This is a genomic window from Pseudomonas sp. LBUM1673, from assembly GCF_059695645.1.
Genome location: NZ_CP166780.1, coordinates 2,601,251 through 2,626,510 on the forward strand (window position 1 = coordinate 2,601,251; position 25,260 = coordinate 2,626,510).

At 59.1% G+C, this 25,260-nt stretch carries 22 protein-coding genes and 3 pseudogenes; 13 read left to right on the plus strand and 12 right to left on the minus strand.

Annotated features, from left to right (window positions below):
• The first annotated feature begins 163 nt into the window (after window positions 1-163).
• Window positions 164-2,185 carry a sigma-54 interaction domain-containing protein gene (locus ACA044_RS11855; RefSeq protein ID WP_497447211.1) on the plus strand — a complete coding sequence of 674 codons (2,022 nt, stop codon included), beginning with the start codon at window positions 164-166 and terminating at the stop codon, window positions 2,183-2,185.
• A 202-nt stretch (window positions 2,186-2,387) separates the two neighbouring features.
• On the opposite strand, the gene ACA044_RS11860 is transcribed toward ACA044_RS11855, so the two are convergent.
• Window positions 2,388-3,437, minus strand: a complete 1,050-nt coding sequence (locus ACA044_RS11860) for a LacI family DNA-binding transcriptional regulator (protein WP_497446504.1) — start codon at window positions 3,435-3,437, stop codon at window positions 2,388-2,390.
• Window positions 3,438-3,619: 182 nt separating this feature from the next.
• Here ACA044_RS11860 and ACA044_RS11865 point away from each other — a divergent pair, with 182 nt between their 5' ends.
• Genes ACA044_RS11865 through ACA044_RS11880 form a run of 4 tightly spaced genes read left to right on the plus strand, consistent with a single transcriptional unit; the run spans window position 3,620 to window position 7,196 of the window.
• Window positions 3,620-4,732: a fatty acid desaturase family protein gene (locus ACA044_RS11865; RefSeq protein ID WP_497446505.1), complete on the plus strand. Its 1,113-nt coding sequence runs from the start codon at window positions 3,620-3,622 to the stop codon at window positions 4,730-4,732.
• A gap of 36 nt (window positions 4,733-4,768) precedes the next feature.
• Window positions 4,769-5,089: a MocE family 2Fe-2S type ferredoxin gene (locus ACA044_RS11870; protein WP_497446506.1), complete on the plus strand. Its 321-nt coding sequence runs from the start codon at window positions 4,769-4,771 to the stop codon at window positions 5,087-5,089.
• 18 nt (window positions 5,090-5,107) lie between these two features.
• Window positions 5,108-6,349 carry an NAD(P)/FAD-dependent oxidoreductase gene (locus ACA044_RS11875; RefSeq protein WP_497446507.1) on the plus strand — a complete coding sequence of 414 codons (1,242 nt, stop codon included), beginning with the start codon at window positions 5,108-5,110 and terminating at the stop codon, window positions 6,347-6,349.
• 1 nt (window position 6,350) lies between these two features.
• Window positions 6,351-7,196: a sugar phosphate isomerase/epimerase family protein gene (locus tag ACA044_RS11880; protein ID WP_497446508.1), complete on the plus strand. Its 846-nt coding sequence runs from the start codon at window positions 6,351-6,353 to the stop codon at window positions 7,194-7,196.
• Window positions 7,197-7,298: 102 nt separating this feature from the next.
• Here ACA044_RS11880 and ACA044_RS11885 read toward each other — a convergent pair whose 3' ends face one another.
• Window positions 7,299-7,469, minus strand: coding sequence for a hypothetical protein (locus tag ACA044_RS11885; protein WP_497446509.1), 171 nt, complete (start codon window positions 7,467-7,469; stop codon window positions 7,299-7,301).
• Between the two features lie 232 nt (window positions 7,470-7,701).
• Here ACA044_RS11885 and ACA044_RS11890 point away from each other — a divergent pair, with 232 nt between their 5' ends.
• Both ACA044_RS11890 and ACA044_RS11895 read left to right on the plus strand, forming a co-directional pair.
• Window positions 7,702-8,685: a GlxA family transcriptional regulator gene (locus ACA044_RS11890; RefSeq protein WP_497446510.1), complete on the plus strand. Its 984-nt coding sequence runs from the start codon at window positions 7,702-7,704 to the stop codon at window positions 8,683-8,685.
• Between the two features lie 71 nt (window positions 8,686-8,756).
• Window positions 8,757-9,722: a bifunctional helix-turn-helix transcriptional regulator/GNAT family N-acetyltransferase gene (locus ACA044_RS11895; protein WP_497446511.1), complete on the plus strand. Its 966-nt coding sequence runs from the start codon at window positions 8,757-8,759 to the stop codon at window positions 9,720-9,722.
• A 51-nt stretch (window positions 9,723-9,773) separates the two neighbouring features.
• On the opposite strand, the gene ACA044_RS11900 is transcribed toward ACA044_RS11895, so the two are convergent.
• From ACA044_RS11900 to ACA044_RS11930, 7 genes are all read right to left on the minus strand, one after another.
• Complete coding sequence (locus ACA044_RS11900) at window positions 9,774-10,094, minus strand: isochorismate lyase (protein WP_497446512.1); 321 nt, start codon at window positions 10,092-10,094, stop codon at window positions 9,774-9,776.
• Window positions 10,095-10,182: 88 nt separating this feature from the next.
• Window positions 10,183-11,697 carry an ABC transporter substrate-binding protein gene (locus ACA044_RS11905; RefSeq protein WP_497446513.1) on the minus strand — a complete coding sequence of 505 codons (1,515 nt, stop codon included), beginning with the start codon at window positions 11,695-11,697 and terminating at the stop codon, window positions 10,183-10,185.
• A gap of 31 nt (window positions 11,698-11,728) precedes the next feature.
• Window positions 11,729-12,700, minus strand: a complete 972-nt coding sequence (locus ACA044_RS11910; RefSeq protein WP_497446514.1) for an ABC transporter ATP-binding protein — start codon at window positions 12,698-12,700, stop codon at window positions 11,729-11,731.
• Window positions 12,697-13,683, minus strand: coding sequence for an ABC transporter ATP-binding protein (locus ACA044_RS11915; protein ID WP_497446515.1), 987 nt, complete (start codon window positions 13,681-13,683; stop codon window positions 12,697-12,699). Before ACA044_RS11915 ends, ACA044_RS11910 begins: the two co-directional genes overlap by 4 nt.
• Complete coding sequence (locus ACA044_RS11920) at window positions 13,680-14,534, minus strand: ABC transporter permease (RefSeq protein WP_497446516.1); 855 nt, start codon at window positions 14,532-14,534, stop codon at window positions 13,680-13,682. Before ACA044_RS11920 ends, ACA044_RS11915 begins: the two co-directional genes overlap by 4 nt.
• Complete coding sequence (locus ACA044_RS11925; RefSeq protein WP_497446517.1) at window positions 14,531-15,478, minus strand: ABC transporter permease; 948 nt, start codon at window positions 15,476-15,478, stop codon at window positions 14,531-14,533. Before ACA044_RS11925 ends, ACA044_RS11920 begins: the two co-directional genes overlap by 4 nt.
• A 3-nt stretch (window positions 15,479-15,481) precedes the next feature.
• Window positions 15,482-16,369: a proline iminopeptidase-family hydrolase gene (locus tag ACA044_RS11930; protein WP_497446518.1), complete on the minus strand. Its 888-nt coding sequence runs from the start codon at window positions 16,367-16,369 to the stop codon at window positions 15,482-15,484.
• Between the two features lie 181 nt (window positions 16,370-16,550).
• On the opposite strand from ACA044_RS11930, the gene ACA044_RS11935 reads away from it, so the two are divergent.
• Window positions 16,551-17,312 (plus strand): LuxR family transcriptional regulator, encoded by a 762-nt coding sequence (locus ACA044_RS11935; RefSeq protein WP_497446519.1) that lies wholly within the window; start codon window positions 16,551-16,553, stop codon window positions 17,310-17,312.
• A 93-nt stretch (window positions 17,313-17,405) separates the two neighbouring features.
• A complete protein-coding gene (locus ACA044_RS11940) occupies window positions 17,406-18,347 on the plus strand; it encodes a proline iminopeptidase-family hydrolase (RefSeq protein ID WP_497446520.1) in 942 nt (313 codons plus the stop codon).
• Window positions 18,348-18,399: 52 nt separating this feature from the next.
• On the opposite strand, the gene ACA044_RS11945 is transcribed toward ACA044_RS11940, so the two are convergent.
• Both ACA044_RS11945 and ACA044_RS11950 read right to left on the minus strand, forming a co-directional pair.
• Window positions 18,400-20,115 (minus strand): amidase, encoded by a 1,716-nt coding sequence (locus ACA044_RS11945; RefSeq protein ID WP_497446521.1) that lies wholly within the window; start codon window positions 20,113-20,115, stop codon window positions 18,400-18,402.
• A gap of 204 nt (window positions 20,116-20,319) precedes the next feature.
• Window positions 20,320-20,679, minus strand: a complete 360-nt coding sequence (locus ACA044_RS11950; RefSeq protein WP_497446522.1) for a GrpB family protein — start codon at window positions 20,677-20,679, stop codon at window positions 20,320-20,322.
• Between the two features lie 410 nt (window positions 20,680-21,089).
• On the opposite strand from ACA044_RS11950, the gene lgt reads away from it, so the two are divergent.
• Both lgt and ACA044_RS11960 read left to right on the plus strand, forming a co-directional pair.
• Window positions 21,090-21,896, plus strand: coding sequence for a prolipoprotein diacylglyceryl transferase (lgt, locus tag ACA044_RS11955; RefSeq protein ID WP_497446523.1), 807 nt, complete (start codon window positions 21,090-21,092; stop codon window positions 21,894-21,896).
• Between the two features lie 49 nt (window positions 21,897-21,945).
• Window positions 21,946-22,398 (plus strand): annotated as a pseudogene (locus tag ACA044_RS11960) (thymidylate synthase); the annotation flags it as partial.
• A 491-nt stretch (window positions 22,399-22,889) separates the two neighbouring features.
• Here ACA044_RS11960 and ACA044_RS11965 read toward each other — a convergent pair.
• The gene (locus ACA044_RS11965; RefSeq protein WP_497446524.1) at window positions 22,890-23,687 is read right to left on the minus strand and encodes an alpha/beta fold hydrolase; all 798 of its coding nucleotides are present in this window, start codon (window positions 23,685-23,687) and stop codon (window positions 22,890-22,892) included.
• A 341-nt stretch (window positions 23,688-24,028) separates the two neighbouring features.
• Between ACA044_RS11965 and tnpC the strand changes: the two are divergent.
• Together tnpC and ACA044_RS11975 are read left to right on the plus strand one after the other, a co-directional pair.
• Window positions 24,029-24,733 (plus strand): annotated as a pseudogene (gene tnpC / locus ACA044_RS11970) (IS66 family transposase); the annotation flags it as partial.
• Window positions 24,734-24,765: 32 nt separating this feature from the next.
• Window positions 24,766-25,200 (plus strand): annotated as a pseudogene (locus ACA044_RS11975) (IS30 family transposase); the annotation flags it as partial.
• Window positions 25,201-25,260 lie beyond the last annotated feature (60 nt).

Consider the following 25,260-nt stretch of genomic DNA (forward strand, 5'->3'; position numbering starts at 1 on the left):
AGCAGGAATGTCCTCGCTGGCGTTAACCCAGGAGCAAGGGCTGTGCCAATATTTAAGTCATTGATATTTAAGGAGTTAATTAATACTTATTGAAAGATGTGTTCATTCAAATGACATGTCTACACTGACATGTCTAAAACATGAACATAGAAGCGGATCGATGATGGTGAACCCACAGCTAGCGGCCTTCAGCGCGCAAGACCTCGATTACATCACTGCTCTCGGTCCTGCGTTGTTGAACGAAGGGCCGATCGCCGAGCTGGACCAGGCTTGGCTGGCTTGCCTGAACGGTTGCACCGATCGACCTGCCGGGGTCAGGCAGATTATCTGGGATTCCTGGCTGCGCAGCGTCAGTGCCGGCCTCGATCCTGAGGATGGCGAATACCGTTTTGTCGACCCCGCCGTGCTGGCCGCAACGCTGGTGGCCAATCGCGCCTTGATCACAGCGGCAGCGGAGGTCATGAGAGGGTTGCTGGCTTACAACCCCAGGGGCCATATCAATCTGACCGATGCCGAAGGCACGACCCTGTATTTCTGCGGCCTGGACCTCACGCCTGTGGGCAGCCGGCTGCTGGAGTCGGTGCAGGGCACCAACTGCACGGGGCTGGCGATTGCCGAAGACCGCTTGGTGTATGTGCTGGCCGAGGAAAACTTCGGGGTCGGCCTGCGTCGGCGGCGCATGCATTGTGCCGCCGCGCCGATCCGGGATGCGCAGGGCAGGACACTGGCCATGCTGACCCTGACCGCAGAGCCGGGCTGGTTTCATTTCCATACGCTGGGCACCGTCCAGGCGGCGGCCGAAGCGGTCTCGCGGCAGATGGCGCTGCAGACACTGCTGGAAGAACAACAAACCGTCCTTGAAGTGCTCAACGAGGGACTGGTGGTGCTGGATGAGCGGGGTTGTATCAAGGCGCTCAACCGTTATGCCCGCCAATTGTTTCGCGTGGGCCGGGACCTGCTGGGCAGCCCGTTCCAGCGTCTGGGCCAGAGCGAGCTGACCGATGAGATTCTGCTGCGCGGCGGGAAAGGGCTGCAGGGTGAGGGGCTACGGGATCTGGATTGCACGTTTGAGCTGCATGATCGCAGTCACTTGGCTTGCCTGGTGTCCGTGTGCTCGCTGGAGCACGGTGGGCGCATTGTTTCGTTGCGCGAGAACCGGCGTATCCGGGAAATTACTCGCCGGATCATAGGCACTCAAGCCAGCTACACCTTCGAGACCATTCAGGGCAGTTCGCGAGCCATACAGGACGCGTTGCACCTGGGGCGGATTGCCAGTCGCAGTGACTCGACCACGCTGATTCTGGGGGAGAGCGGTACCGGCAAGGAACTGTTCGCCCAGGCGATCCATAACGCCAGCGACCGTTGCAGCGGTCCTTTTGTGGCCGTCAATTGCGGGGCCATTCCGCGAGATCTGGTGCAGAGCGAACTGTTTGGTCATGTCGAGGGCGCCTTCACCGGATCGGCCCGTGGAGGGTCTGCCGGGAAGTTCGAATTGGCCGATGGTGGAACGATCTTCCTCGACGAAATCGGCGACATGTCTTTTGATGCCCAAGTCAGCCTGCTGCGCGTCTTGCAAGAAGGCGAGGTGACTCGTGTGGGCGCGAAAAAATCGCAGCAGGTGAATGTACGCATCATCGCCGCCACCCACCGCAACTTGAGTCAGGCCGTTGCCGAGGGTGCCTTCCGCGAGGATCTTTACTACCGGCTCAACGTCCTGAACCTGACGGTTCCGCCGCTGCGGATGCGTCGGGAAGATGTGCCATTGCTGGCGCGACATTTTCTCAGTCGTTGCGCCCGGTCGCTGCGCAAATCGGTGCAGGGCATCTCACCGGAGGCACTGGATCTTCTTTCGGCCTACAGCTGGCCGGGGAATGTTCGCGAGTTGGAAAACACCATTGAACGCGCGACCAATCTAGCGATGACCGAACTGATCCAGCCGGGTGATCTACCGCTTGAAATCAAGCAAAGGTTGCGGTCGTCGGCGCCGGGAAGTGTGCCCGAACCCCGGGCTGCCCTGGACCTTGGCACCCATGAAATGAATGCGATCATCGCCGCCCTCAAGGATACCCGCGGCAACATCCGCCTGGCCGCGAAGCAGCTGAATGTTTCTCGTGGCGGGTTGTACAACAAGATGAATCGGTTCGGGCTGAGTGCCGATGCTTTTCGTTCGGAGCCCAATCTCTGACAGGCTGAAAACGATCTTGTGGCGAGGGAGCTTGCTCCCGCTGGGTTGCGCAGCGACCCCAATAGGGCTTGTCTCAGTCTTTCAGAAGAAACTCAGTGATTGGTTTTGGGGCTGCTACGCAGCCCAGCGGGAGCAAGCTCCCTCGCCACAGATTTAGTGTGTCTGCGAAAGTGTGTGGATATTCTCGGTACCACTCACAGGTTCAGTGTCGGGCATTCTCTGAGGTGATGATCTGAAGTGGAATATGGATTCGATGCCGTATCGGGTCGAAGTCCGGCGTGGTCTGCAGTTCAACCAGCAAGTCGACCACCGCTGCCGCCAGCAATCGCGGCTGGGAATCGATGACCAGGCTGATCAATCCCTGATCCAGGGCTTGTCGCGACAGCTCGGTCGACTCCTGCAGGATGCAGCACAGCGACGGCCGCTTCGGCAGCTGCGACAGGGCATTGATGACCCCGTCGCCGCCACCGCCGACCACGCACAAACCGCGCAAGTCGTCATGCCGCGCCAGCAGGTCCAGCGTCGCCTCTTCGGTAATGTCGCAATTGTCCAGATTGATCACCGCTTCGAGTAGCCGCAACCCCGATGCGTGCTCCGCCAGGTAGCTGCGCAACCCCTCGACCCGCGCCTGATGGCCAAGAAAACGGTGGCCGCCGAGTAACACCCCGACGCTGCCTTTGCGAGCGCCACACGTGTGAGCCATCAGCCAGCCCATGGTACGTCCGACCTCGTGATTATCCTGGCCGACGTAAGGCTCATTCGCCGTCTCATGAATGTCGGACAGCAGCGCGATCACCGGCACGCCGGCCTCTCTGATCTGCGCGATGGCGGCATTGATCTGCGGATGCGCGAAGATGACCACCGCCAGGCCATCGCACTGCACCGCCAGTTGTTCGATCTGGGCAATGATCGCGCTGGGCGTGCGATCGAAGACGTACTCGAATTGAATGCTCAGGTTGGCGCCAGCCTGACGCTGCGCCGCCTCGGTAATGGCAGCGGCAACGTTGCCATAGAACGCCTGGGCGGTACCGAGCAGCAAGATGCCAAAACGATAGGTGGGGCGCCGTTCGCGGATCCGCTGGCCGATCAGCCGGGCGGCGAAATAACCCACCGCTTCGGCGGCCTGGAATACCTGCTCGGCGGTGTCCGGATTGACGGGGGCTCTGGCGTTGAGCACCCGGTCCACGGTAGCGACACTCAAGCCAGCGTGCTCGGCAACGGTGGCGATGGTTGGGCGTTTAGTGTTGTTCATGGCGGCCCCCGCAAGCGATTTGATAGAAAACTATCAAGCTTCAATGGGCCTGGATGATAGCTTGATAGGGAATGTATTCAAGGGCTTGAGGGTGATTTCTACGCTCTCTATATTTTCCCCAGCGATGTGATCCCGCATCGAAGCAAGTGCCTAAAACAATCAAGCTTGCGGAGAACAATAAAATGCCTGAACAAAACGCAGCCTTTGAAAACCCCGATAAACCCATGCCTCGGGATTATCGATTGACCGGCCCCGAAGCTGCCAGAGCGGCGCAAAGAGGCTTGGTATCGGCAAGCTGGTACCAATCCCCCATTTCTCGTAAACGCATGAAGGAATTGATGCAGCGCCGCGATGGCCCGGCCTTGCTTGATACCGCGATATGGCTGTCGGCGATGGTCGTGACCGGCTTCGGCGGTTACTGGTTCTGGGGCTCCTGGGCCTGCGTTCCGTTTTTCTTCGTCTATGGGCTGCTCTACGGCACGGCGTCCAATGCCCGTTGGCACGAAGCGGGTCACGGTACGGCGTTCAAGACCCGCTGGATGAATGATGCGGTCTACCAGCTGTCGAGCTTCATGTTCATGTTCGAACCCCAAGTCTGGCGCTGGAGCCACGCACGGCACCACACCGACACCGTTATCGTCGGCCGCGATCCGGAGATCGTCGAGCCACGTCCGCCAAGCCTGATAAATATGGTGCTGAGCCTGTTCAGAATGCCTTACGCGTTGAAGACGATGGGGTCAGTCTGCAAGCATGCGGTAGGGCGGATGGGTGAAGAAGAACAGACGTTCATCCCCGAATCCGAATGGCTCAAGGTGGTGCGGGACGCACGCGTCTGGCTAGTGATTTATGGGTTTACCGTGGGCGCTGCGCTGTACATGCAGAGCTGGTTGCCACTGATGTTTATCGGCCTGCCGACACTCTATGGCGGTTGGCTGTCTTACCTGTTCGGCCTTTCGCAGCATGTCGGCCTGGCTGAGGACGTACTCGATCACCGCAGCAACTGCCGCACGATTTACATGAACCCGGTGCTGCGCTTCATGTACCTCAACATGAACTATCACCTCGAGCACCACATGTATCCGATGGTGCCTTTTCACGCGCTGGCACAACTTCACGAGGAGATCCGTCGTGACTGCCCGCCGCCTTACACCAGCCTGTTCGAGGCCTTCAAGGAAATCATCCCGACCATCTGGAAGCAGCGCAAAGACCCGACTTATTTCGTCAGTCGCCCATTGCCACAACGCGTAGCGCCGGCCGCCAACGTCCAGGCAGAACCTGAAGTAACGCCGGCCTGACACCTTCCTGTCTGTACCACTACAAGAGAAAACGCCATGACCGATCAATGGATCGATGTATGTGCCGTGGACGATATCGACGACGAAGATGTCATTCGTTTCGACCATGGCCAGCACACCTATGCCGTCTACCGCTCCGCTAACAGCGAGTTTTTCGCCACCGCGGGCCTGTGCACCCACGAGTCCATCCACTTGGCTGATGGTTTGGTGATGGATCATGTCGTCGAGTGCCCCAAGCACAACGGGCGTTTCGATTACCGCTCCGGCAAAGCCCTTGGCGCGCCAGTGTGCGTCAACCTCAAGACCTATGAAGTCCGGGTCGAGGGGGGGCGTGTGCTGCTCGCCATTACGGTTTAACTGCACGGAGTCTGTGCCATGAATCCTGCCAATGCTCCACTGGTCATCGTCGGCGCCGGGCATGCGGGTGGCCGCGCGGCCCTGACCCTGCGCGGCGAAGGTTATCGCGGTCGCCTGATTCTGATAGGCGACGAGTCCCACGCGCCCTATGAACGTCCGCCGCTGTCCAAGGGGTTGTTGCAGGGCACAGTCGATCTGGCGGGTTACAGCCTGTGCGACACCGCTCAGCTCGCCGATCTGGACATCGAACACCTGGCCGGCAACTCGGTGAAATGCCTGGATCCGCCGCAGCATCGTCTGCAGTTGTCCGACGGCAGCTGGCTGCACTACGCCCGTTTACTGCTGGCGACGGGAGGGCGCTCGCGCAGGCTGGCCTCTGTGCCTGAGCATCTGCTCAATGTGCTTTATCTGCGCACCCATGACGAAGCGCTGGCACTGCGCGCTTCGTTGCAGCCTGACGCCCGAGTGGTGATCATCGGCGGCGGTTTCATCGGACTCGAAGTCGCCGCCACCGCCCGTGCCTTGGGCTGCACGGTGACCTTACTCGAGGCCGGACCGCGTCTGGCGGGGCGGGTATTACCGGAGCGGCTGTCCAGCGTCCTGCTGGACCTGCATCGCAGCCAGGGTGTGGATGTCCGGCTGAACGTGGCCGTTGAGTCGGTGCAGGGCACTACTCACGTTGAATCCGTGCAACTGGTCGACGGCCAGTTGCTGCCCTGCGACTTGGTGGTGGTGGGCATCGGCATGCAACCCAACACTGAGTTGGCCATGGCCGCCGGGCTTGAGGTCGGCCAGGGCATCCGCGTCGATGCCCAACTGCGCACCAGCGCGCCGGACATCTTTGCGGCGGGCGATGTCTGTGAGTTTCGGCTGCACCCGCAAGGGGTTTTCCAGCGTCAGGAAACCTGGCGCAACGCCGAGAATCAGGGCCGTCACGCCGCCCTGAATCTGTTGGGCGGCGAGCTGCCCTTCGAGGTCATTCCCGGTTTTTGGTCCGATCAATACGACTGGGGGCTGCAGACCGTGGGCGTGATCACCAACACAGAACCCTCGGCGAGCCGGGCAACCCCGGGTGGCGGTTTCCTGTTGTTCTACCTCGATGGTGAGCAACGTTTGCAAGGCGCTTGCGGCTGGGGCCAGGGGAATAGCATCGCCAAGGACATCAAGTTGTGCGAACGACTGATCGCTCACCATAACCTCCTTTCGGTGGACGCTCTGGCCGACGCCGATGTACCGCTCAAACAACTGCTGAGGAACTGACATGCGTGAATTCCTGGTCTTTCAGTCCCTTTGGGCGATGCAAGATCACCGCGGCCAATGTGATCTTCCCCTCGAAGCGCAGTTGGAGAAGATCGCCGCCGCCGGCTTCGACGGGATCACCGACCATTTCTGGGTCGCGCAACATGCCGAACGCCTGCATGCCGCCGCCAAGGCGCAGGGCCTGCAAATCGAAGGGCAGGTGTTTCCCCGCACCGTGGATGATCTGGCGGCGGCGATCGATGTCGCTTCGCGCTATGGCTGCCACCATCTCACGCTGCAAGCAGACGTCAGGCCGCGCACACTGGCGCAAGCTATCGAGTTGATCGAAGGCTGGCAGCGTCTGGCCGAGCAGGTGGACTTCCCGATTCTGCTGGAAACCCACCGTTATCGCCTCACCAGTGACTTGTTGTTCACCCTCGACATTCTTGCGCAAATGCCCGATCTCAAGCTGTTGGCCGACTTGTCCCACTATGTCGTGGGCCGCGAACTGCCAGAGCCGGCCGCCGCCGAGGACGACGAACAGATCCATACCATCCTGCGCCACAGTTGGGGTTTTCATGGTCGTGTCGCCAACGGCGAACAGGTCCAGGTGCCCCTGAGCTTCGCCCAGCATCAACTCTGGCTGGAGCGTTTCCAGGGCTGGTGGCGCTATGGGATCGAGGATTGGCTGGCCCGACCGAACACGCCCGCCAGCCTGTCCTTCACCTGTGAACTCGGCCCGCCACCCTATGCCATCACGGGTGCCGATGGACGCGACATCACCGATCGCTGGGCTGAAGCGCTAATGCTTAAGGATTTGATACGCGAGGTCTGGAACGACTGCCAGGCACTTCACAATGGCCACTGATCCAACCCGACCGATCGTGTACGGGTGAGGCGCTCCCGACGGCGCTGATCTGCCGTCGGGAAGGTGTAGTTGCAGCACCAGGCCGTTCCTTGCGGCATTCTTCTAGTTACCATCCGCCACTTTCCGTTCTATCTCAGCTATTTTTCGACTGAGCTCCTCAGCCTCCTGCTCCTGGGTTTGAGTCGGAGAGGGCGTATCGGTTTGATCTGCCTCTTTGGCGTCACTATCGCTGTCCTCACGATCTGTTTCGACCACATCATCATCGTTGTTCATATCGCTTACCTCCGTTGACCTACACATTGGATACAGCGGTATGGATTGGAGTTCGAGATTTCTTCGATGATAAAGACCCGCTTCGTTACGGCTTTCAACTCGCCTGATCAGCGCTAGGGCTTTTTGAGTTTCTGGAGGTAGCATGACGCTTTATCAGCGCACCAAACGACTGGGTCGTTAACCTAACCGAGTGGGTCGAACATTGATCGAGCGACGTCAATTCAGTGGAGGCATGAAGGGAAAGAACCTCCGCTATCTGAATGAAAACCCCAACGAGCCTGCTCAAATGGTACGGGCAGGCTTTTTGCTGCTTGAGCACTTCTCGCTGCCCGCGTTCACGCAAGCGCTGGATACGATTGTCACCGCGAACCTTCTGCGACCCAAGTCATTCTCTTCCCGAACGTTCGGCTTGAATGACGGGGAGGTCGTCAGCGACCTGGGCCTGGTCATTCGGCCGGATGCACGTATCGATTCGTCAGCCATCCAACACCTGGATCTGCTGGTCATTTGCGGCGGCTACCGGACAGAGCTGAAGGCGACTGATGAGTTCATCAGCCTGTTGCGAGCGGCGGCAGACCAGGGTGTCAGTCTGGCCGGGTTGTGGAATGGCGCATGGTTCCTGGGTAGCGCCGGCTTGCTCGATGGATATCGATGCGCCATTCACCCCGAACATCGTCCCGCACTGGCGGAAATCTCCAAGGCAACGCACGTCACCAGTGAGCCCTATGTCATTGATCGAGACCGGCTCACCGCTTCCAGTCCCTCGGGGGCATTCCATATGGCGTTGGACTGGATCAAGGGACTACACGATAAAGCACTCGTCGAGGGTATCGAGGACATTCTGGCTTTCGAGGAGTCTCGCTACCGGCGCATCAAACCGGCTGAAAATATCTGTGTGAGCGCGCCGTTAAGAGAGGTGGTCAAGCTGATGGATGCCAACCTCGAAGAGCCGCTGGAGTTGGAGCAACTGGCGGTCTACGCCGGCCGTTCACGGCGACAACTCGAACGTTTGTTCAAGGAACAGCTCGGGACAACGCCGCAGCGATATTACATGGAGTTGCGGATCACCGAAGCGCGCCGACTGCTCCAGCACACAGAGCTATCCCAGGTAGACGTGCTGGTTGCCTGTGGTTTTGTGTCGCCCAGTCACTTCAGCAAGTGCTACAGCTCGTACTTCGGATACCGGCCTTCCAAGGAAAAGCGACTCGTCAAATAAGAGTCTCCTCAATTGACGGATATTTGGTTGTTCTATACAACTAAATAATCGTTTCGTTCGAGGTGCTCTCCATGCTCCATTCCCAATCAGACCTGATTAACCAAGTCCGTTCGGCGTCGCGTCTCATGGTGCGAGAGTTGGGGTTCATGCAAGCCACGCTGGCGGCGACGGACTATCCGCCTTCGTCCGTTCACACAATCGTGGAGATTGGGGATCGGGATTCGCTGACGGCAGGGGAGCTTGTGGTGCTTCTGGGCCTGGAAAAGTCCAGCGTGAGCCGAATGGTGCGCAAGCTCATTGAGGCCGGCGAGATCGAAGAAGTTGCACACGAGGACGATGCGCGCTCCAAGAAACTGCGACTCACGGGGCAGGGCAAGAAGACCCTGCGAGCCATTGATTCATTCGCCAGGGAACAGGTGGGTGCGGCGATGACTTATTTGACGAATGAGCAACAGCGGGCGGTGAGTGAGGGTATCGCCAACTATGCCGTTGCCCTGCAAGCCTATCGACTCGGTACCGAGCAGCGGCCCCCGGCGCAGCTGGACATTGCTCGGGGCTACCGACCCGGAATAATCGGCCGCATTGTGCAAATGCATGCGGACTACTACGCAAGACATTCGAACTTCGGCCAGCCGTTCGAAAGTCTGATTGCATCAGACATGGCGGAGTTGATGGGGCGTTTGCACAATCCACGCAATGAGGTTTGGGCGGCTCTGGACGGCCAGCGAATGGTAGGTTCCATCGCAATAGACGGTGAAGGAGAGGGCGGCGAAGCGATTCTGCGCTGTTTCATTCTTGATGACTCAGCGCGAGGTCAAGGGGCAGGCAAACGCTTGTTGGCTGAAGCGATAAAGTTCTGTGACGAACGCGGCTTTTGCGCGACGCGGCTTTGGACGTTCAAAGGCCTTGATGTGGCTCGTAAACTGTATGAAGACTTTGGTTTTAAATTGGAGCAGGAGCAAGAGGGGCAGCAGTGGGGGGCAACGGTTACCGAGCAGTGTTTTGTACGACCCGGCCCGGTGGCTGCGCAAACTTGAGCCGGAGTAGGAATACTCTGCGAAGTCAGTCGTGCAGCCCGGACACCGGACTCAGGTTTCAGATTGATGAGCCGCCCAGTGCTTCATCTCTTCGGCAATGAAGTGGTTCACAAGATCGCTGTACATCTTCTCGATTGCATCCGGGCTCAGGCCTTCGGCTTCGGCCCACTCGCGACGTGCCGCCAGCATGGCCTTGAAGCGCTCCGGAGCACGCACCGAGGTCACCGAAGTCTTGAACTTCGAGGCAGCCAGCACGTAGTGAAAACGCTTGCCCAACAGTTTTATAACGGTTTGATCAAGGGCATCGATCTCGCGCCGGATGTCCTCCATGCCTGCACACTCTGCCGGCTGCAACTGATTGACGACTTCCATGTAGGTGACTCCGTTTGCTGAAAAAGATCGTGAGCTCGAATGGGTAATCACTGATTGCGCTGGAGCTCTAGCTCCAGCGCAACGCTCCTTAGTTCTTTACTGTCTCCTCAAGAGAGAAACGCCCCAGTGGATTTTGCTGGAAGTTTTCTATGTTCTTGCGCGAAATGTTGATGTACGGGCTGTAGTAAAGGTCGATCCAGTTGACGTCCAGTTTGGCGACCTTCTGCAAGTCGACGTACATCTGTTCACGCTTGGCCGGATCCGCTTCAACCCGGGCCGCCGACACCAGATTTTTGACCTTGTCATTCTTGTAGCGGGTCATGTAGTTCATGTTGGTGTCGTGGCCCAGAACGAACGTGGTCTTCTGGTCCGGGTCGAGGATGTCGTTGGTCCAGTACATCACGGACAGGTCGTAATCGCCGTCGACCAGCATCTGCCAGCTCTGGGTTGGGTCGACCTTTTGCAGGGTGGCGGTCACTCCGACGGCCGCCAGTTGCTGCTGAACCAGCACGGCGATCTGCTCATCAGCTTCGTTACCGGCATTGACCACGTAGTTCAGCTTCATGCCCGCTGCGCCGGCATCAGCCAGCATCTGCTTGGCTTTGACCGGGTCAAACGGACGCTTCAGGTTGTCGGCGTAATGGTAAAGCGAGTCTTTGGGTATGTAGGAGTAAGCCTCCTGACCATGGCCGAAGGTGACAGTGTCAACCACCGACTTCTTGTTGATAGCCATGTCCAGTGCCTGACGTACTTCAGGTTTGGCCAGCAATCCGTGTTCATGGTTGATCAGCAGGTGATCTTCCCGAGTGGAAGGGTCGGAGTGGATGGTCAGGTTGGGATCCTTGCGCAGCGCATCGACTCGCGAAAACGGTACGAAAATCGCCGAGTCCAGCTCGCCTGCCTGCACCTTGAGCATCCGGGTATTGTCGTCCGGAATGGAAATCCACTCCACGCCATCCAGGCTGACTTTGTCGGCCTGCCAGAAATGCGGGTTCTTCTCCAGCTTCACGCGATCGCCGCGCAGCCACTCCTTGACAAAAAATGCCCCTGACACCACAGGTTCCTGAGCATAGGCATCCTCGCCCATGCGGGTCATGGCCTTTTGCGAGAGAACCGACACGGTCGGCGAGGCCAGCTGCGAGAGGAACGGCACCGACGGGGTGGTCAGGGTGACCACCAGAGTCTGCGGATCGGCGGCTTTCGCCGTGTCGATCAGCTTGTAGGCATCGCTCCACAGTGAGGCCTTGTTATCACGAGTACGCAGCAGGCTGAATGCTGCATCATCGGCCGTGATCGGCGAGCCGTCGGAGAATTTCGCCGAGCGCAGTTTGAACGTGTAGGTCAGGCCGTCGTCGGAGACTTTCCAGCTTTCAGCCAGGCCGGGCTCCATCTTGCTGCCGGCCTTGTTGACCCGGATCAGTGTGTCGTAGACATTGGAAAACACCCAGGTATCGCGGTTTTGTGCGCTCTTGATCGGGTCGAATGTGGTGCTTTCTTCACGGCAACCGATGGTGAGTACACCAGCCGCCTGAGCAATACCGCTGGCTAGGGTGCAAGCGGTCAACGTGGCTGCGGCGAGCAATTTCAAATGCCTGGATATCATGGTCAAACTCCTTCTTGATGAGTGCGTTTTTTTAAAGCAGCGGCTCCTCGAGCACGCAGTCGTAACGGCGAGCTTCGAGTTGACGTGTAGGGGGCGCCACCTGGCTACAGGTGGGACGAACGTAGCGACAGCGCGGGTGAAAGGCGCATCCGGATGGCAGCTGCAAAGGGCTGGGCGGTTCACCGGGCAAAGGGTCAATGGGTAGCGCCCGGGCCGGGTCGATTTGCGGAATCGACTGGATCAGTGCGGCGGTATAAGGATGCCGCGGGGAGCGGAATACGTCCTCCACGGGGCCTTCTTCGACGATCTTGCCCAGGTACATCACCACCACCCGATCGCAGAGCCGGCGAACGATCGCCAGATCATGGGCGATGAACACAATCGCCAGGTTCATGCGCTGGCGCAGCTCCAGCAGCAGGTTGATGATCTGCCCCTGGATGGACACGTCCAGCGCGGCCACGCATTCATCGGCGACGATCAGGCGCGGCTCCACGGCCAGTGCGCGGGCGATCCCGACACGCTGGCATTGGCCGCCGCTCAAGGCGTGCGGTTTGCGGGCAGCCAACTCGGGGCGCAGACCGACCAGGGTCAGCAGTTCATCGACTCGGGCGGCAATCAGTGGTTCCGGCACTTTGCGTTGTACCCGGAGCACTTCTGCCAGGGTCTGGCCGATGCTCAGGCGTGGGTTGAGGGCGGCGTAAGGGTCTTGAAAAACCATCGCCGTCTCATGACGCAGCCTCTCGATGTCGATCTTTGCGGCGTGGGCCATGTCGACGCCATCGAACAGCACCTGCCCGGCGTAAATCTCGTTAAGGTGCAGGATCGCCCGCCCCAGGCTGCTTTTGCCGCTGCCCGACTCGCCGACCAGCCCGAGGGTTTCTCCGGCCGAGAGGGTCAGCGAAACGCCGTTGACCGCTGTCAGCCATTGCCGGTTCATGCCCAGCAGACCAGTGCCAGGCGCGGCGAAGCGCACATGCAGATCCTTGACCTTGAGCAGGGTCATGAGCGACCTCCCGCGGCCAAGGGGTAATGGCAAGCGATGCGGTGTCCATTGCTGACGGGCTGCAAACTCGGCATCAATGATGTGCATAGGTTGCCGGTTTGCTGGCAGCGCGGATTGAAGCGACACCCCTGGGGCAGGGCATCGAGCAGGGGCGGTTGCCCGGCAATGGTTTTGAGCAATGCATGGCCGTGACTGGTGGCCGGCTGACAGTCGATCAATCCAGCGGTGTAAGGGTGGCGTGGATGGGCCAGCACCTCGTGTTTGTTGCCGTGTTCGCACAAGCGTCCGGCGTACATCACTGCAATCGAGTCGCAGGTCTGGGCAACGACCCCCAGGTCATGGGTGATCATGATGATTGACAGACCACGCTGGTCACGCAGATCGAGCAGCAGGCGCAGGATCTGCGCTTGCACCGTGACGTCGAGGGCCGTGGTCGGTTCGTCGGCGATCAGCACCTTCGGGTTGCAACCCAGCGCCACGGCGATCATCGCTCGCTGGCGCATGCCGCCGGAAAATTCGTGAGGGTAACTGTCGACTCGCCGCTGCGGGTCGGGAATACCCACTTGCCGAAGTACGTCGATGGCCTGGGCGCGGGCTTCGCGTTTGCTGGCGCCTTGGTGCAGACGAATACCTTCGCCGATCTGCTCGCCGATGCGCATCAACGGGTCGAGATGGCTGCTGGGGTTCTGGAAAATCATTCCCAGCTGACGCCCACGCATGCGGCGCATGCCAGCCTCGTCCAGGTGCAACAGATTTTCTCCGGCCAACTGCACGGTTGTGCCTTCGACTCGCAGGTTTGGCGACGGCAGCAGACGCATCAAACCGCGACAAGCCATGGTCTTGCCGGAGCCGCTTTCCCCCACCAGTCCGAGTACTTCACCCTCGGCCAGGTCAAAGGACAAGCGATCCACCAGGGTCACCTCGTGCTCACCCTTACGGGCGATGACGCTGAGCTCTTCGACCTTCAGCACAGGCGCACTCATGAGCGTTCACCCAAGTGTTCGGCAACAGCGTCGGCCAGCAGGCTGAAGCCCATGGCCAGGGTGACGATCGCCAACCCCGGGAAGGTGCAGATCCACCAGGCGGAGGTAATGAAACTCTGGCCTTCGGCGACCATCGTGCCCCATTCGGCCGTCGGTGGTTGGACCCCGAGCCCGAGGTAGCTGACCGCCGCGCCGTTGAGCAGTACCAGCACCGCATCGGACATGGAAAACACGATCGAACCGAACATTGCGTTCGGCAGCAGGTGCCGAAACAGAATGCGCCCATGACCGAAGCCGAGGCTTTTGGCGGCCAGGGCAAAATCGCTTTCCTTGAGTATCAGGATCTGCGAGCGGATCAAGCGTGCGTAAGACACCCAGCCCACCAGAGCCATGGCGATATAGAAACTCATCAGGCCGGGACCGAGAATAGCCATGATGGCCAGCATCAACACCAGAAACGGGAAGGCCAGGATGATATCGATCAGGCGCATGCAGAACGTGTCGAAGCGCCCGCCGATATAGCCAGACAAGGCCCCGACACAGGTGCCGATCAGAAACGGGAAAATCACCCCGATCACTGCCAGCTGCAAGTCGATGCGGGCCGACCAGATCACTCGAGACAAGACATCGCGGCCAAAATTGTCGGTGCCGAACGGGTGGGCCAGATGGGGCGCCAGCAGGCGAATATCAGTGTTCTGGGCGATTGGATCGAAGGGGGCGAACCAGGGTGCGAAGATCGCCAGCAACAGCCAGCCGAGCAGGATTACCAAACCCAATCCCATGGCCAATCGAGGGCTGCGCAAACCCAGGCGCAGGTTCAGTCGAGGGGCAGCCGTTGCCTGACTGCTCATCGGGTTTTCACTCGGGGATCGATGGCTACGGTGATCACATCAGCGAGGAAGTTTACCGCCACGGTGGCGCAGGCCAGCACCATCGCCACGCCCTGGACCACCATGTAGTCACGGGTGAAGATGCCACGGACCAGTAACTGGCCGATTCCGGGAATGGCGAACAGGCTCTCGATGACCACCGTGCCGCTGATCAGCCAGCCGATGTTCACCGCCAGCAAGTTGACCGCGGGTACCAGCGAGTTGGGCAGCACGTGTCGACGAAACACCGCGTCTTCAGGCAGGCCGCGAGCTCGGGCCGCCGTGACGTGGTCGGCTTGCAGCTCCATCAGCATGCTCGCCCGCAGATTGCGTACCAACACCGCCGATAACGCCAGGGCAATGGTCAGGCAGGGCAGAACCATATGGTGCAGTTTGTCCGGCCAGGAGCGGCCGTAGCCGGAAACCGGGAACCAGCCCAGTTGCACGCTGAACAGCAGGATCAACATGATCCCCAGCCAGAACGCCGGCATGCCGAGGCCTGCAGTGGTGAACAGGCGGATCAGGTTGTCGCCCCAGCCGCCCTTGTTACGGGCCGCAACGGTGGCCAGCGGCACCGCGATCAAGATTGCCGGCAGCACACTGCCAAGCACCAGAAACAGCGTGGGCTCGATTCGCGTGCTGATCAGCTTCAAGGCGTCGACCTTGTACAGCAACGACTGGCCGAGATCGCCCTTGAACAGGTTTTTCAGGAAGTAGAAGTACTGCATCCACAGCGGCTGATCGAGGCCGAACTGAGCGCGAATCCTGATCAGCCCCTCCGGCGTACTGCGCGAGCCGAGCAGGGCACGTGCCGGGTCGCCCGGAATCGAGCGCACCAGCACAAACGTGATGAGACTGATGCCGAACAGCACCGGTAGCAGTTGCAGGGGCCGTGACAGGATGAAACGGTAACGCGACAGATTCATCGACTAACCTCGGTGCCGCTGGAGGAAATCCAGCAACACCGGAAAGTAGGCGTGAGGTTCTTCGTAGAAGGGCATATGGCTGCTGTTGGGGAACACATGCAGGGCAGCATCCTTGAGCGCCATTTTCATGCGCATTGCACAGGCCGGCGTCAGTTCGTCGTGCTGGCCGGTGGTAATCAACACCGGCATGGTGAAATCGGCCATTTCCTGGAGACGGTTCCAGTTTTTCAGGTTACCGATGTAGAGAAACTCATTCGGCCCCTGCATGGTTGTGTAGGGCCCCATGTTCCAGTCGCCCAAAGAGCGCGTGACCGGCGCGGGCCACTCGTCCAGGCGGCAGACGTGGCGGTAGTTGAGGAGGGTGATAGCGGCTTGGTATTGCGGGTGATCGAGGGTGCCCATGGCTTCATGGCGTTGCATCATGGCCACGGTTTCGCTACCCAGAGCGCCACGCAGACGCTCCAGTTCCTGAGACAGGTGCGGGATATCGCCTACCGTGTTTTCCAGAATCAGGGTTTTGAGTGCGTGAGGGTGGTAAATGGCATATTCGATCGCCAGCCAGCCGCCCCAGGAGTGCCCCATCAAATGCACCCGGCCCAGGTCGAGGGCTTGGCGGACGGTTTCCACCTCGGCGACATAACGGGTGATGTCCCAGAGGGACGGGTCTTGGGGTCTGTCAGATGCTCCGGTGCCGAGCTGGTCGAAGGCGACAACTCGCAAGCCCTTGTCCTTGAGCCAGCCATGGGCGTCACGCAGATAATCGCAGGGAAGCCCCGGGCCGCCATTGAGGCACAGCAGGACTTCATCGCCCTCGCCAAAGCTGTAGACCACCAGATTGTGGCCGTCGACTTCTACGTTATATCGCTGGTCCGGTTCGACTTCACGCCACATCGCAACTCTCCCTTTATGATGCTGACCGGTTCGGACTCTGGCCAAATGGCTCAACCTTACTGAGTAAGTCATGTGTCCAAAAGCTAGTATTTGTTATAGGTTTTGTCTGGCAGTCCCTCGCCGAGGCGTGGCATTCTACGTGCTGAATTTCAGGATTGAAATTAATTAGGGAGCGCAATGGATGCAGAGCAAGCTATCAGATCTCAATCCCCGTCTGTTGTCGGGCAAGAGCCTGGATGAGCAGATGGACAGCGCCTTGCTATTGGCCGAGGAGCTGGGCTTTGATGCTTTGGTGTACGACTACAGCCCGGTGCCGCTGGACCATGAAGGCAAGTTGATCACGCCCTCGGTGCTCAAACTGCGCAACACGCCAGCCGATTGGCATGCGCGTTGGTGTACCGAGGGTTACTACCAGATCGACCCTGTTCAGCAGGTGGCACTCAATTGCGTTTCACCCTTTGTCTGGTCCTACAAGCCCGGGACTGACACCCTGCTGGAGCCGGTCATCGGTCAGAGTCATGCGCCCGTGGTGAGTTATCTGGAAGACACGCAGTTGACCTGCGGGGTATCGGTCCCGATTCATCTGCCCAGAGGCGGTTTTGCCTCCTTGACGGGTCTGCGTAGTGGCAGCAGCCCCAGTGTCCTGCGCGATGCCCGGCAGACCCTGGCGGATTTCAGCCTGATTTCCCACGCCTTGCAGGAAGCGGCCTATCCGTTGCTTGGCAAGGAGGCTCACTCGCCTCCCATTCACCTGACCAAGCGTGAACGCGAGTGCCTTAAATGGGCGGCAGAGGGCCTGACCGGCGCAGAGATTGCCGACCAACTGAATCGCTCATTGGCCACTATCACCCTTCATCTAACCTCGGCCATGCATAAACTCGGTGCCAAGAATCGGGTCCAGGCCGTGGTTCGGGCCACCCACTATCGGTTGCTCGATAGCTGAAATAGGGCAAAAACCTATCTATTCTTCTAGTTATTTCGAAGGCCTGATCCCGCTATCGTGTGCCATACGGTTTCTCAGGGACGGCACGAAGAAATGGAATCTATCGGAATACGCGAAGGCTTCGCCCCTTTTGGTCTTTATCAGACCTGGTATCGCGTCACGGGTCACTTCGACGGTAAAAACACGCCGCTGGTGATTCTGCATGGCGGTCCGGGCTGCACGCATGATTACGTCGACGCTTTCAAGGACATCGCCGCGAGTGGGTATCCGGTGGTTCATTACGATCAACTGGGTAACGGCCGCTCGACCCATTTACCGGAAAAAGACCCCTCATTCTGGAACGTAGAGCTGTTTCTCGATGAGCTGGACAACCTGCTGGATCATCTCGGCATGAGCGACAATTACGCGCTCCTGGGGCAATCCTGGGGCGGCATGCTCGCCAGTGAACACGCCGTACGGCAACCTGCGGGGCTACGGGCCTTGATCGCCGCCAATTCCCCTTCGGATATGCGCGTCTGGGTTCAGGAAGCCAACCGTTTACGTAAACTACTGCCTGCCGGCGTGCATGAAACATTGCTGGAGCACGAACGGGCCGGGACTTTTCAAGCGGCCGCCTATCAGGAAGCTTCAAGGGTTTTTTACGACAACCATGTATGTCGCGTCATTCCCTGGCCCGATGAGGTGGCGCGTACTTTTGCCCAGGTCGATGCCGATCCCACCGTTTACCACGCCATGAGCGGGCCGACGGAGTTTCATGTGATAGGCAGCTTGAAAGACTGGACCATTGTCGACCGCTTGCGGCACATCAATGTGCCGACGCTGGTGATCTCCGGTCGCTACGATGAAGCAACACCGACGGTGGTCAAACCCTATCTGGAGCAGATCCCGAACGTGCGTTGGGCGTTGTTCGAGAACTCCAGCCATATGCCTCATGTCGAGGAGCGGGTCGGCTGTATGGGGACGGTGGTGAGGTTCCTGGATGAGTGCTTGTGGAGGGATGGTTGGCAAACACCGGTTGCCGCCGCCCGGTTCTAGCTTGCCGTTACCGAGCGGGATTGGAGCGTGTGCTGCCCCAATCCCGCCATTTCTATTGTTTGTCACCCGACAATGGCGGGGTTCGAGGCGGGATCAATCGTTTCGTCCCCGTCGACTCAAACGCCGAAGCCAGGCGAAGCAGCGTCGAATCGTCATAGGCGCGGCCGGCAAAGGTCAGCCCGACGGGCATGCCGATATCCGGCATAACGCCCATCGGCACAGTGACCGTGGGAACACCCAGGTGCCGGATGGCGAGATTGCCGTTGGCGACCCAGACGCCGTTACTCCACGCGATATCCGCAGACTTCGGATCGACATCGGCATTCGCCGGCCCAACGTCGGCCACCGTCGGGAAGATCACCGCGTGGAGCCCCAACCGATCCATCCAGTCCTCAAGATCGATTCGGCGCGTCTGTTCAAGGCCGCGTAGCCCGTCAGGCAGCGTGGTGATCTGGTCCCAAGGGGTGATGCCGCGTTCGGCCATCCGCACATACTCGTCCATGCCAGCGGCAAGGTCGCCCTCCCGGTTGGGCAGCGTCCCCGGGTCGTGCGGGAAAATCAGAGGTCCGTCCACGTCCACCAGGCGATTCAGTTTTGGATCGCCATTGGCCCGAAGAAAATCATCGAACGCCCAGGCCGTCAGATCCCACAACTCATGGTGAAGGAACTCTTTGGAAACCATACCCCGGTTAAACACCGTCGGTGCACCAGGGCGATCACCCTCGCAATTGGAGACCAGCGGGAAATCGACTTCGACCACTTCGGCGCCGGCAGCTTCGAATGCCTTGCGAGCCTCTTCCCAAAGCCCGATCACCGAGGGACGGGTGTTGATTCGCTGCCCCGTCGGACCACCGATGCCAGGTGCATCGCTGGTGCCCGCATCGGGATCGGCGTTGATGTACATGCGCGGAACGCCCAAGCGCTTTCCAGCGAGTGCATCGGTACTGGCGGCAAGCGACCCATAGGAAGCGGGACGCACCGAGGCGACGCTCGGAATGGGCACCCAAGGTTGCATCCGCCACAGATCGCCTCGCGTGTCGGGATCATTCGCCACCACCACGTCGAGTACCTCCAGCAAGTCTGCCATCGTTCTGGCAAACGGCACGACAACGTCCATCGTCGGCGTCAACGGCCAGTTCCCGCGCACCGAAATCACCCCGCGCGAAGGCGTATAGGCACACAAACCATTGTTCGAGGCAGGGCCCCGTCCGCTCGACCAGGTTTCTTCAGCGAGGCCGAAGGCCGCGAAACTGGCGGCGGTTGCAGTACCTGCGCCGTTCGATGAGCCCGATGCAAAAGGGGCGGTGAGATAGTCAGCGTTGTAGGGGCTCTCTGCTCGTCCGTATACCCCGCGTTGCATGCCGCCATTGGCCATGGGCGGCATATTGGTTTTGCCCAGGCAAATCGCACCAGCGGCGCGAAGCCGTTCAATCGTGAACGCATCGCGATAAGCAATCAGGTTGGCGAAGGCGGGACTTCCAGACGCAGCAGTCAGCCCCTTCACCAGATAACTGTCCTTGGCCGTATAGGGGATGCCATCGAGCGGACCCAGCGTCTCGCCCTTGGCCCGACGGGCATCGGACGCTTGCGCCTCCTTGAGCGCATCGGGGTTGCGAACCACGACCGCATTGAGGGCGGTGGGGGTGTCGGGTCCGTCGTAGGCATCGATCCTGACGAGATAGGCCTGCACAAGCTCAACCGCCGTGGTCTGGCCCGATTCGAGCGCAGCACGCAGTTGGGCAATGGAAACCTCGGTGACCTCGATCATGCTGTTACCGCCGGCTGCTGATGGGGGATGCGGTGAATGTTTCCATCACGCTGGAACTGGGGCTCAGGGGCATCACTTATCTCAAAATGGGTTCTCATATCGGTCAGCGCCTCGAAAATTGTTCACCGGTGAGAAGAATAACTGAAGTCCGCTTCTGCCACGGAGTCTTGACTTTGTCCCGCTGCGGGGACTCGGGGTTTCATTTCAACTTTGTCGATGTACGGGATGTTGCCCTGGGAATGATTCTGGCGGCAGATGCTCGGCATCACCACCGGCTGCATCGCTGTGAGTGGATGTCGAGGCCGCCCCCATAAGCCCGTCGATAAAGGGGGCCTTCTGTGCCAGGTATTCACCAATGCCGCCGGTGTTGCTTGCTTCCAGTTCAAGTTTCAAGTCTTGATACCGCTGGCAGATCACAGGGTCGCCCCTGAGCAGATCACGAAAGCGGAGCATCCTTTCGATTTGACCGTGGCCGGTGATACAAACGTGGGCCTTATGTGTTTTTCCAATGCTGTCGTCAGTGCGATTGCATTCGTATATCTGGCCGGTGTTGAGCTTGCTCACCCTGGTTACAGTGTTCGCGCAACAGGAACCAGTCGTTCATGGACGATGGCTGGTAGCTGCCAGCAGTGAACGACCGTAAAGGGTCGTTTTCAGCCGCTCACGACAGGCAGAAATCGGCCAATAGCGGTCGTTACTCAAACGTCATAAACAGGGGAATTGATCTGTTAGCTTTCATTACGTAATTCATCTGCAAGCCACTCAATCAGCGCGCGCACCTCAATCCGGTCTTCCCCACCCTCCAGTCTGAAAACTGATATCGCATCAGGTAAATGGACAGAATCCGGGTTAACACGGTAGATAGCTAAGCTTTGAATTTCCTGCTCTGACAGCGCGTCGCAATATTGGCTTAATCCAGGTCTGACAGGGTCCGGCCTGGAATTTCGAGTTTGCTGATCTAACGAGGAGTCGCAATGCTGCCTTACCCGCAGATTGACCCGGTGGCCCTGGCCATTGGCCCACTGAAAATCCACTGGTACGGCCTGATGTACCTGGTCGGTATCGGTGGTGCCTGGCTGCTGGCGTCGCGCCGGATGAACCGTTTCGACCCGACCTGGACCAAGGAGAAACTCTCCGACATGATCTTCTGGATGTCGATGGGGGTTATTCTCGGCGGTCGACTGGGTTATGTGCTGTTCTACGATTTGCATACCTATCTGGCCAATCCGACCCTGATCCTCGAAGTGTGGAAAAGGGGTATGTCGTTCCACGGCGGCTTTATCGGGGTCATGCTGGCGGCCTGGTGGTTCGGCAAGCGCAACGGCAAGTCGTTCTTCGAGCTGATGGACTTCGTCGCGCCGATGGTGCCGATTGGCCTGGGTGCCGGGCGTATTGGCAACTTCATCAATGCCGAGCTGTGGGGCAAGGCGACTGACGTGCCTTGGGCGATGGTTTTCCCAACCGATGAGTTGCAACTGGCGCGTCACCCGTCGCAGCTGTACCAGTTCGCACTGGAAGGCGTCGCGCTGTTCGCTATCCTCTGGCTATTCTCGCGCAAACCGCGGCCGACCATGGCGGTGTCCGGGATGTTCGCGTTGTTCTACGGAATCTTCCGCTTCATCGTCGAGTTCGTCCGGGTACCCGACGCCCAGCTCGGCTATCTGGCGTGGAACTGGCTGACCATGGGTCAGGTGCTGTGCCTGCCGATGATCATCGGCGGCCTGGTCTTGATCTGGCTGGCGTATAACCGCGCTCCGGCGAGCAAAAGCGCCGCGCTTTAAATTCGAATGGCAGGGCTCGCACCCTGCATTCAAAGGACACAGGTAACTCATGAAGCAATATCTCGAGCTGGTCGCCCACATCATCAAGAACGGCACCAAGCAGGCCAACCGTACTGGCGTGAACACCATCAGTTTTCCCGGCGCCATGCTGCGCTTTGATCTGAAGGAAGGTTTCCCGGCGATGACCACCCGCAAAATGGTCTTCAAATCGGCCATCGGCGAGATGGTCGCTTTCCTTCGTGGCGTGAACAACGCTGCTGAATTCCGTGCCCTGGGCTGCAAGATCTGGGACCAGAACGCCAACGAAAACGCCCAGTGGCTGGCTAACCCGTTCCGCTAGGGTGACGACGATCTGGGCGAGATCTACGGGGTGCAATGGCGCAAATGGCCGGCGTACAAGCAGATCCAGGTCAGCAATCAGGCAGCCATTGAGCAGACGCTGAGCCAGGGCTACCGGCAGATCGCCGAAGGCGAAGAGGACGGCCAGGCCTATGTGGTGCTGGAATTAGATAATAAAGTCTATTGGGGTAACTGAGAGACTACGGGGAGCCCGCCAAGCGATTCACGGATTGGTGCCGCCTTGACGGGGGTGACAGTTGAGTCAGGTTACGAGAAGACGCTCAAGGGCCATCTGGATAATTGCATAGACTTGGCCACCCGTTTGTATTCGCCCTCACCAGACATTTGCATCGAACTTGACGTACACGCTACGTGGTCACGACCGGCGACCCATAGTTGCCCGTCAGCAATGGCTGAAATTGGCCCAGAGTGTGTAAAAACGTTTTAGAGCAAGTTTGACAGTCAGAGTCGAAACGAAAGTCGCGTTCCTACGCAAATTTCAGGTCTGGCTGACTAATCAAACGCTGGCAGATTTTACGTAGCAACGCAGACTTCAAAACGGTGCATGCGTTTTCACACAGCCTGGACCCGTTGCGGACAATCCGGGCCTGGGCCCGAATATGTCCGCGTGCAGCTTGGCTTCCGCCATTCAGGTCAACCGGTGTTGCGTTTCAGGAAACCCTCGATAACGGTTGCGAAATAAGGCGGGCACTCCTGCATCGGGTAATGACCGCAGTTGGGGATAACGTGCAGTTCTGCGTTCGGATGCCACGCCAGAAAGGTGCGCGCCATAGCCGCGGAATCAAGTCCGGGATCCTTGTCGCCGACAATAACCAAATACGGTGTTTCAAGGCCTCGAACGTCATCAACAAAATTTGCTGTGATCAGCATTTCGAGGTACCTCGCCCGGCAGGCAGGTGAGACCGTGTCGCGGCTTTGTTGGACCTTGAGATCAACCCACCCATCGGAGAGACCTCCGGTCACGAATTTGAACAGACGCCGAAGGGCCTCGTCGTCTTCTATCGTGCTGGCAAAGAACGCCAGAGCCTCTGGACTCAACCGATTGCCAGCGGCAGAAACGGGACACACCGCTATCGCGCTCGCGACGCGAGACGGGGCGTCCGCAGCAATACGTTGCGTGATCATCCCGGTCATCGAATGGCCGACCACGTGGAAGCGCGTCCAACCGAGCTGGTCGGCGAGCATGAGGCAATCGGAGGAAATCTCCTCTACCGTAAATTCGCCAGCCAATTCAATGGATTGCCCGTAGCCACGCACATCAACGAAAACATAGGTAAACGCGTGGCCGTCAAGACAGGGCATGACGGCGTCGTAGCTGGAGTGGTCGCCCAGCCAGTCATGCATGACCAGCACGTGAGTGGGGCCATTGCCGTACTGCACATACCCTAAGGTGGTGTCAGCTCCGAAGCTGATTTCAACGGGTGCTTTCATTTCATGGTTCCTTTGTGGTTGGGGGAACCAAAACGAAAACGCCCTCCCGGCGAACCGGGAGGGCGTTTTGAAAGAGAGGCAACCCTATCAATCTCTTGAATCAGGGTCAATAGGCGAGCGCGCCGACGGGCGTATGGCCGAAATGCGGACATCAAACGCCGCCCCGTCAACCGCATTGACCCTTGGTCGAACGATCGCTTCTGGCCGTTTTCTGCCTGTTACGACTGGCCGAAATCGACCCTAAGCGGTCGTTGTTGGCTGCAATCGATCTCTCGCACACAAAGCGCCAAACATCGGTTACCGCCGATGATCTGGCTAAAGCCTCAGGTCTACGGAAGGACAGCCAGTTCTGCGAAACGGCAGCGGTCGTTTACGACTTCAGCCCCAGCCGCGCCGGTGAGCATGCTCGCAACTTCCTGCAAGACTGGAAAGGCAAGCTGGTCTGTGATGATTTTGGCGGTTACAAGGCCAGCTTCGAACTCGGCGTGACCGAGATCGGTTGCATGGCACATGCCCGGCGCAAGTTCTTCGAACTGCACGCCACCAACAAGAGCATGCTCGCCGAGCAGGCGCTGCGCTATATCCAACTGCTGTACGAAATCGAAAGTGAGATCCGCGACCTGGAGCCGGATTTACGACGCCGAATACGGCAGGAAAAAGCCGTACCGGTGATGGATGCGCTGCATGCCTGGATGATCGCCCAGCGCGATCTCGTGCCTGAAGGCTCGGCTATTAGTAGAGCGCTGGATTACAGCCTGAAACGCTGGGCAGCGCTGTCGCGCTACCTTGATGACGGGGCCGTTCCCATTGACAATAATTGGTGCGAGAACCAAACCCGACCGTGGGCGTTGGGGCGCAAGAACTGGCTCTTTGCTGGTTCGCTGCGCAGCGGCAAACGGGCGGCGGCGATCATGAGTTTGATCCAGTCGGCGCGACTGAATGGTCATGATCCGTATGCCTATCTGAAGGATGTTCTCACGCGCCTGCCGACGCAACGGGCGAGTGATATTGCGGAGCTGCTGCCGCATAAGTGGCAACCGGTTTAGTTACGCAAGGCGTGATGGCCGGACGCATACCGACCATCAGCCGGGAGCTGCGCCGCAATCGAGATGCCTGCGGTGGCTACTCGGCCCGCGTAGCCCAGCAGCAGATGCACGCCCGCCGCCAGGTTTGTCGACCGATGTGAAAGCTGTTGCCGGGTAGCGAGCGCTTCGAGTTGGTGGCCCATATGCTGCGTGAGCGTTTGTCTCCCGAGCAGATTGCCGGCAAGCTGCGCAGCATGAACATTCCCAGCCTCAGAGATGCCTACGTCTGTCGCGAGACGATCTATAACGCGATCTATGCCTTGCCGGTCGGCGAGCTGCGTAAGGAGCTGATCATCTGCCTGCGCCAAAGCAAGACGACGCGCAGACCGCGTTCTGGCGGCGTGGATCGGCGCGGCCAGATTCCCTAGATGGTCAGCATCCACGTGCGCCCGCCGGAGATTGAAGACCGTCTGATGCCGGGGCATTGGTGTCGATTGTTCTCCCCGATTGTTCAAAAACGGAGCCCAACGGGCTCCGTCTACTGCGCG

Coding starts and splice junctions, on each gene's coding strand:
- ACA044_RS11895 (WP_497446511.1), top strand. CDS start 8,757: ATGCTCCATTCCCAATCAGACCTGATTAACCAAGTCCGTTCGGCGTCG.
- lgt (WP_497446523.1), top strand. CDS start 21,090: ATGCTGCCTTACCCGCAGATTGACCCGGTGGCCCTGGCCATTGGCCCA.
- ACA044_RS11855 (WP_497447211.1), top strand. CDS start 164: ATGGTGAACCCACAGCTAGCGGCCTTCAGCGCGCAAGACCTCGATTAC.
- ACA044_RS11925 (WP_497446517.1), bottom strand. CDS start 15,478: ATGAATCTGTCGCGTTACCGTTTCATCCTGTCACGGCCCCTGCAACTG.
- ACA044_RS11915 (WP_497446515.1), bottom strand. CDS start 13,683: ATGAGTGCGCCTGTGCTGAAGGTCGAAGAGCTCAGCGTCATCGCCCGT.
- ACA044_RS11910 (WP_497446514.1), bottom strand. CDS start 12,700: ATGACCCTGCTCAAGGTCAAGGATCTGCATGTGCGCTTCGCCGCGCCT.
- ACA044_RS11965 (WP_497446524.1), bottom strand. CDS start 23,687: ATGAAAGCACCCGTTGAAATCAGCTTCGGAGCTGACACCACCTTAGGG.
- ACA044_RS11865 (WP_497446505.1), top strand. CDS start 3,620: ATGCCTGAACAAAACGCAGCCTTTGAAAACCCCGATAAACCCATGCCT.
- ACA044_RS11860 (WP_497446504.1), bottom strand. CDS start 3,437: ATGAACAACACTAAACGCCCAACCATCGCCACCGTTGCCGAGCACGCT.
- ACA044_RS11905 (WP_497446513.1), bottom strand. CDS start 11,697: ATGATATCCAGGCATTTGAAATTGCTCGCCGCAGCCACGTTGACCGCT.
- ACA044_RS11930 (WP_497446518.1), bottom strand. CDS start 16,369: ATGTGGCGTGAAGTCGAACCGGACCAGCGATATAACGTAGAAGTCGAC.
- ACA044_RS11885 (WP_497446509.1), bottom strand. CDS start 7,469: ATGAACAACGATGATGATGTGGTCGAAACAGATCGTGAGGACAGCGAT.
- ACA044_RS11940 (WP_497446520.1), top strand. CDS start 17,406: ATGGAATCTATCGGAATACGCGAAGGCTTCGCCCCTTTTGGTCTTTAT.
- ACA044_RS11945 (WP_497446521.1), bottom strand. CDS start 20,115: ATGATCGAGGTCACCGAGGTTTCCATTGCCCAACTGCGTGCTGCGCTC.
- ACA044_RS11880 (WP_497446508.1), top strand. CDS start 6,351: ATGCGTGAATTCCTGGTCTTTCAGTCCCTTTGGGCGATGCAAGATCAC.
- ACA044_RS11920 (WP_497446516.1), bottom strand. CDS start 14,534: ATGAGCAGTCAGGCAACGGCTGCCCCTCGACTGAACCTGCGCCTGGGT.
- ACA044_RS11875 (WP_497446507.1), top strand. CDS start 5,108: ATGAATCCTGCCAATGCTCCACTGGTCATCGTCGGCGCCGGGCATGCG.
- ACA044_RS11900 (WP_497446512.1), bottom strand. CDS start 10,094: ATGGAAGTCGTCAATCAGTTGCAGCCGGCAGAGTGTGCAGGCATGGAG.
- ACA044_RS11870 (WP_497446506.1), top strand. CDS start 4,769: ATGACCGATCAATGGATCGATGTATGTGCCGTGGACGATATCGACGAC.
- ACA044_RS11935 (WP_497446519.1), top strand. CDS start 16,551: ATGCAGAGCAAGCTATCAGATCTCAATCCCCGTCTGTTGTCGGGCAAG.
- ACA044_RS11890 (WP_497446510.1), top strand. CDS start 7,702: ATGAAGGGAAAGAACCTCCGCTATCTGAATGAAAACCCCAACGAGCCT.